This window comes from Corynebacterium lipophiloflavum DSM 44291, assembly GCF_000159635.1.
In the GTDB taxonomy this organism is placed as follows: Bacteria; Actinomycetota; Actinomycetes; order Mycobacteriales; family Mycobacteriaceae; genus Corynebacterium; species Corynebacterium lipophiloflavum.
In genome coordinates, this window is record NZ_GG667193.1 from 44,656 (window position 1) to 50,335 (window position 5,680).

A 5,680-nucleotide genomic window follows, 5' to 3' on the forward strand; every position below is an offset into this window, starting at 1 on the left:
ACCCTCGCGGAACTCGGCGTGGCCTCCGCCAGCTATCCCACCATCAACCGGCGGCTACCGGCCTACGCGACCGGTGGCTTCAGGGATCCAGGACGACCGACTTCCGCACTAATTTGATAAAAGTCGGGACACCGTCATCGCCGGCGGCCGGGTCGTCGTCGCCGACGGCGAGCTGCTCCTCTGACGACCCCGCCTGTCAGGATGCGCAAGCCTGGCAGCTAGTCGATCTCGTAGCCGGTCACCGGGCCCCGGTCGGCCGGGATCCAGCCGAGGGCCGGGGCGACGTGGTCGGCGAAGGCCCGGAGGATGGCGAGGTTGGTCTCCACGCCCATCTGGTTGGGGATGGTGAGCATGAGGGTGTCGGCGGCCATGACGGCGGCATCGGCACGCAGCTGTTCGATGAGCTGGTCGGGTTCGGCGGCATAGGTGCGACCGAAGGTGACCGGGGTGCCCTCGCCGAGGGAGCCGATCTGATCCCGGCCGGTGGCCTGGAGGCCGAAGAGCTCGCGGGAACGGTCATCGACGATGGGGAACACCGAGCGGGAGACGGACACGCGCGGGGTCCAGTCGTGGCCGGCGTCCTTCCAGGCGGCGCGGTAGCGGTTGATCTGTTCGGCCTGGATGTCGCCGAGGGAGGAGCCGTCGGCCTCGGAGACGAGGGTGGAGCTCATGAGGTTGACGCCGTCGCGGGCGGCCTGCTCGGCGGTCGAGTGGGAGCCGGCGCCTCACCAGATGTTGCGGCGCAGGCGCGGGGAGTGCGGGAATACCGGCAGTGGGGTGCCGGCCTGGTACATGCGCGGGTACTGCTCCTCGGCGGGGGCGGCGGTGGCGACACCGTAGCCGTCGATGGCATTGAGGAAGGTCTCGAACTTCGCCCGGGCCAGGTCGGCGCCGTTGGGCGCCTCGGCGCGGTAGCCGAAGGACTCCCAGCCGCGCTGGGCGGGCTCGGGTGAGCCACGGGAGACGCCGAGGGCGACGCGGCCGTCGGCAAGCAGGTCGAGTGAGGCGGCTTCTTCGGCGAGGTAGAGCGGGTTTTCATAGCGCATGTCGATGACGCCCGTGCCCACCTCGATGTGTTTCGTGCAGCCGGCGATGGCGCCGAGCAGCGGCATGGGCGAGGAGCCCTGCGGGGCGAAGTGGTGGACGCGGAAGTAGGCTCCGTTGACGCCGATCTCGTCGGCCGACTTCCCCAGTTCGATTGCCTGCCTGAGGGTCTCGGCGGCGCCGGGGCCGGGCTGGCCGCCGATGGCGTAGTGGCCGAAGCTGAGGAATCCGAAGGCTTTCATGTTTCTCCTAGACCAGTTGTGTCAGTTGCTGCGCGGCGACTCTACCGGCCAACCGGCCCGCGCGGGTGGCGCCGACGGTGGAGGCGGTGGAACCGTAACCGACGAGCAGGACCCGCCGGTCGCGTGCGGGGGTGACCTCATCCTGCATGAGGATGCCGCCGTCGCGCTCGCGCAGCCGCATCGGCGCAAGGTGACGCAGCGCGGCGCGGAAGCCGGTGTTCCAGAAGATGACGTCGACGTCGAGGGCGGTCCCCGCCGGCAGCGGATCCCAGGAATCCGGGACCTGCAGGTCCTCGCTTCTCGACAGCCCGAGTCCCCCGGCCTCCGTGCTCACCGGCACGCCGAAGACCACGCCGTCCGGGGTGATCCGGTCGAATATGCCCCGGGAGACGAGCGTGCCTTCGCGTACCCCGTCGAGGTAGGCGGGCCACTGGGGGATGCCGGTGGTGCGGACGACCGAGGCGGGGGCCTGCCCGGCGTGGGTGCGTTCCCGGACGGCCTTCTCCACGGACAGGCCCCAGCCGGCGTCGAACTCGCGACGGGTGAAGTTCGGCGGGCGGCGCGTGGCCCAGATCGTCTCGGTCACCGGGGCGAGTTCGAGGAGGAACTGCACGGCGGACAGCCCACCTCCGACGACGAGGGTGCGCAGCCCGGCGAAGTCTTCCTTGCGGACGTAGTTCTTCGTGTGCAGCTGCCGGCCCCGGAACGTGTCGATGCCCGGCACGTAGGGGATGTAGGGGTTGTCCCAGGTGCCGGTGGCGTTGAGGACGATGTCGGCGGTGAAGGTGGTGCCGTCGGCGAGCGTGATCCGCAGCGGGGAGGCGGGGTCCGTGGTGGTCGGTTCGACCCGGTGGGCGGCGGCCGGGCGGGCGACGTCGAGGTCGAACTCGTCCTCGTAGGCGCCGTAGTAGTCGGTGACCAGCCGGGAGGCGGGGACGTCCGGGTCGGGGCGGTCCATGGGCAGGTCCGGCAGGTCCGCGATGCCGTGCGCCCGGCCGAGGGTGAGGGAGTCCCAGCGGTGGCGCCAGGCGCCTCCGGGGCCGTCGTTCGCATCGAGAACCACCATGTCGTCCCGCCGGGTCCCGCGGCGGAGGAGTTCGTGGGCGGCGGACAGCCCGGCCTGGCCCGCGCCGATGATGACGGCGGGGATGTGGCGGTGCTGCAGGTCAGCGGGGTTCATGCCTGTCACCCTACGCCTGTTATGTGACATGCCAACAAGGTATGTGACTTGACCACTGTGATGGGAACCATACTCAATAGAAAAAGTGATGGACAGCATAGGTTCATTTATGTATGGTGGGGGGCACCCCGACCGACCCCCAAAGATTGGATACCCATGACTGACACCACCTTCCGCGCCGCCGTCGTCGAGGACTTCGGCGCCGAGCTCAACCTCCGTGACGTCGAGATGCCGACGCCGGGCCGCAACCAGGCCCTGGTGAAGCTCCAGGCCTCCGGCATCTGCCACACCGACCTCCACGCCGCCGAGGGGGATTGGCCCGTCAAGCCCGAGCCGCCCTTCGTCGCCGGCCACGAGGGCGTCGGCGAGGTTGTAGAACTCGGCCCCGGTGACCACACCGTCAAGGTCGGCGACATCGTCGGCAACGTGTGGCTCTGGTCCGCCTGTGGCGAGTGCGTGTACTGCCGCACCGGCTGGGAGACCCTGTGCAGCCAGGCCGAGTACGGCGGCTACACCGTCAACGGCTCCTTCGGCACCTACATGCTCGTGGACACCCGCTACTGTGCCCGCATCCCCGAGGGCTTCGACCCCGTCGAGGTCGCCCCGATCCTCTGCGCCGGCGTCACCGTCTACAAGGGCCTGAAGGTCTCCGAGACCAAGCCGGGCCAGTTCGTGGTCATCTCCGGCGTCGGCGGCCTCGGTCACATCGCCGTCCAGTACGCCGTGGCCATGGGCATGCGCGTCATCGCCGTCGACATCGCCGACGAGAAGCTCGAGCTGGCCAAGAAGCACGGCGCGGAGTTCACCGTCAACGCCAAGCACGCCGACCCGGCCGAGGCGGTCCAGGAGTTCACCGGCGGCGGCGCCCACGGCGTGCTCGTCACCGCGGTCCACCCGCAGGCGTTCGGCCAGGCGATCGGCATGGCCCGCAAGGGCGGCACCATCGTGTTCAACGGACTGCCCCCGGGGGACTTCCCGGCCCCGATCTTCGAGATCGTGTTCAAGGCCCTGACCATCCGCGGCTCCCTCGTGGGCACCCGCCAGGACCTGGCCGAGGCGCTCGACCTCTACGCCCGCGGCCTGATCAAGCCAACCGTGTCCGAGTGCTCCCTCGACGACGTCAACGCCGTCTTCGAGGATCTTCGCCACGGCAAGGTCGACGGCCGCATGGCCATCCGCTACTAACTGCGTCCACCCTCCACCCCGCCATCCGCGACCGCCCGGGTCGGGGATGGCGGGGTGGACGCGTTAAGGTATCTGGACACCCATACAACTGCATCAGCGCAGCGCACACCCCAACCGGTGGCCGGTGCGCACCGGAAGGAAGTGAACAGCGCCGTGGATTACACCCCGTACAGCCTGCTTATCGACGTCGGCTGGATCTCCCTGCTCATGGTCATCGGCAACGTCCTGCGGCGCAAGGTGGGCCTGTTCCAGCGTCTGCTCATGCCGGCCTCGATCACCGCCGGCCTCCTCGGCCTTCTCTTCGGCCCCGAGGTCCTCGGCCTGATCAACTTCTCCGACCAGATCGGCACCTACACCTCGATCCTCATCGCCTTCGTCTTCGCGTCCATGGCGTACTCGATGGACCTGACCCCCTCGGTGCGCACCGGCGCCCGGCAGATGTGGTCGTACTCCACCGGCATGTTCATGGGTCAGTGGGGCCTGTTCATCCTCCTCGGTGTCTACCTGTTCCAGCCGCTGTTCGACACCGAGGACTGGTTCGGCATGATGCTGCCCGTCGGCTTCGTCGGCGGTTTCGGCACCGCTGCGGCCGTCGGTTCCTCCCTGGAGGACGCCGGCGCCACCGCCGCCAGCTCCCTCGGCTTCACCGCCGCCACCGTGGGCACGCTCGCCGCCATTCTCGGTGGCCTCATCTTCGCCAACTGGGGCATCCGCACCGGCCGTACCTCGACCATGCCGGACAAGCTGCCCTGGGACCTGCGTTCCGGCTACATCGAGGACCTCAAGCAGCGCCCGTCCATCGGTAAGGCCACGACCAACCCCTCGGCGATTGAGCCGCTGGCCCTGCACCTCGGGTTCGTGCTGCTCACCGTGCTGGCCGCCTACCTGGTCAACGGGTTCATCACCGGCATCTTCCCCAACGTCTCCATCCCGCTGTTCGCCATGTCCTTCGTTGTCGGCCTGCTGTTCCGCGCCCTGCTCGGCGCCCTCGGCCGGAAGGACTACCTGGACAAGGAGACCGTCAGCTCCATGTCCGGTGCCGCCACCGACTACCTCATCGCCGTCGGTGTGGCCTCCATCGTCCCGGCCGCCATCGCCGACTACTGGGTGCCGCTGCTCGTCCTCTTCGTCCTAGGCATCGTCTACTGCTGCTTCATCTTCTTCGTCCTCTCGCCCGAGTTCTTCGGCGAGAAGTGGCTCGAGCGCGGCGTGTTCTCCTGGGGCTGGGCCACCGCGGCCGTGGCCACCGGTATCGCACTGCTCAAGATCGTCGACCCGAAGCTCAAGTCCGGCACGCTCAACGAGTACGGCGTGGCCTACGTCGGTTTCGCCCCCTTCGAGATCGGCATGACCATCCTCGCGCCGATTGCCGTCCTCGCCGGCCTCACCGCGGGCCTGGGCTGGCTCTCGCTCATCATCGCGGTCGGTGTCATCCTCGTGCCGATCTTCCTGAAACAGACCCCGGGCCGCCAGAAGAAGAAGGCGGCGTCGGTGGGAAGTTAGCCCCGCCCGAATGTGGCCGGATCCACCGGCCGCTGCGCCCGTGGCAGCCCGGCGACGACGAGCAGATAGGAGTCGGTGACCAAATCCGTCAGGAACCGGTCACCGGCTCCTTCGTCGTTGAGGACCCCGTCGGCCACGGAGATCCAGTGGCGTTTGTTCATGTGCCAGCCCGGAGTGATCCAGTCGTGGGTGTGTCTGAGCATCTCGGCCTCGAAGGGGTCGGCCTTGAGTGTAACCACGCCGCGAGTGAGCATGGCGAACATCTTCCCGCGGACCTTCCACACCTCGACTTCGGCGTTGTGTTCGTCGAAGGGGACCCGACTTTTATCAAAATGGTGTGACGCAGAACATATTGACGCGTAGGCCAGTAGATTCTCGTGCTCCGGGAAGAAATTGCCGCACTAAGGGGGTGGGGTTCGGGGTGGGCGGTTAGATTGATTTTCATGAGCCCGTACATCCGCACTGTGCGCACCGCCTCCGGGGCGACTGCCGTGCAGGTCGTCTACTCGGAAAAGCGTGGCTCTAA

The 5,680-nt window shown here is 68.1% G+C and carries 4 protein-coding genes and 1 pseudogene; 2 read left to right on the top strand and 3 right to left on the bottom strand.

The window, feature by feature from the left end; genetic code table 11:
- Positions 1 to 218 precede the first annotated feature (218 nt).
- Positions 219 to 1,286: pseudogene (locus HMPREF0298_RS06910) on the bottom strand (LLM class flavin-dependent oxidoreductase).
- A 7-nt stretch (positions 1,287 to 1,293) separates the two neighbouring features.
- On the bottom strand, positions 1,294 to 2,466 hold the full coding sequence (locus tag HMPREF0298_RS06915) for an NAD(P)-binding domain-containing protein (protein ID WP_006840420.1): 1,173 nt from the start codon (positions 2,464 to 2,466) through the stop codon (positions 1,294 to 1,296).
- 156 nt (positions 2,467 to 2,622) lie between these two features.
- Here HMPREF0298_RS06915 and adhP point away from each other — a divergent pair, with 156 nt between their 5' ends.
- Both adhP and HMPREF0298_RS06925 read left to right on the top strand, forming a co-directional pair.
- Positions 2,623 to 3,651, top strand: coding sequence for an alcohol dehydrogenase AdhP (gene adhP, locus HMPREF0298_RS06920; protein ID WP_006840421.1), 1,029 nt, complete (start codon positions 2,623 to 2,625; stop codon positions 3,649 to 3,651).
- 153 nt (positions 3,652 to 3,804) lie between these two features.
- Positions 3,805 to 5,154 (top strand): sodium/glutamate symporter, encoded by a 1,350-nt coding sequence (locus tag HMPREF0298_RS06925; protein WP_040422863.1) that lies wholly within the window; start codon positions 3,805 to 3,807, stop codon positions 5,152 to 5,154.
- On the opposite strand, the gene HMPREF0298_RS06930 is transcribed toward HMPREF0298_RS06925, so the two are convergent.
- A complete protein-coding gene (locus HMPREF0298_RS06930) occupies positions 5,151 to 5,522 on the bottom strand; it encodes an MmcQ/YjbR family DNA-binding protein (RefSeq protein ID WP_144780129.1) in 372 nt (123 codons plus the stop codon). The genes HMPREF0298_RS06925 and HMPREF0298_RS06930 overlap by 4 nt on opposite strands.
- Positions 5,523 to 5,680: the final 158 nt, after the last annotated feature.

Excerpts from the sequence above, each read along its gene's own strand:
- adhP (WP_006840421.1), top strand. The coding sequence starts at position 2,623 with ATGACTGACACCACCTTCCGCGCCGCCGTCGTCGAGGACTTCGGCGCC.
- HMPREF0298_RS06915 (WP_006840420.1), bottom strand. The coding sequence starts at position 2,466 with ATGAACCCCGCTGACCTGCAGCACCGCCACATCCCCGCCGTCATCATC.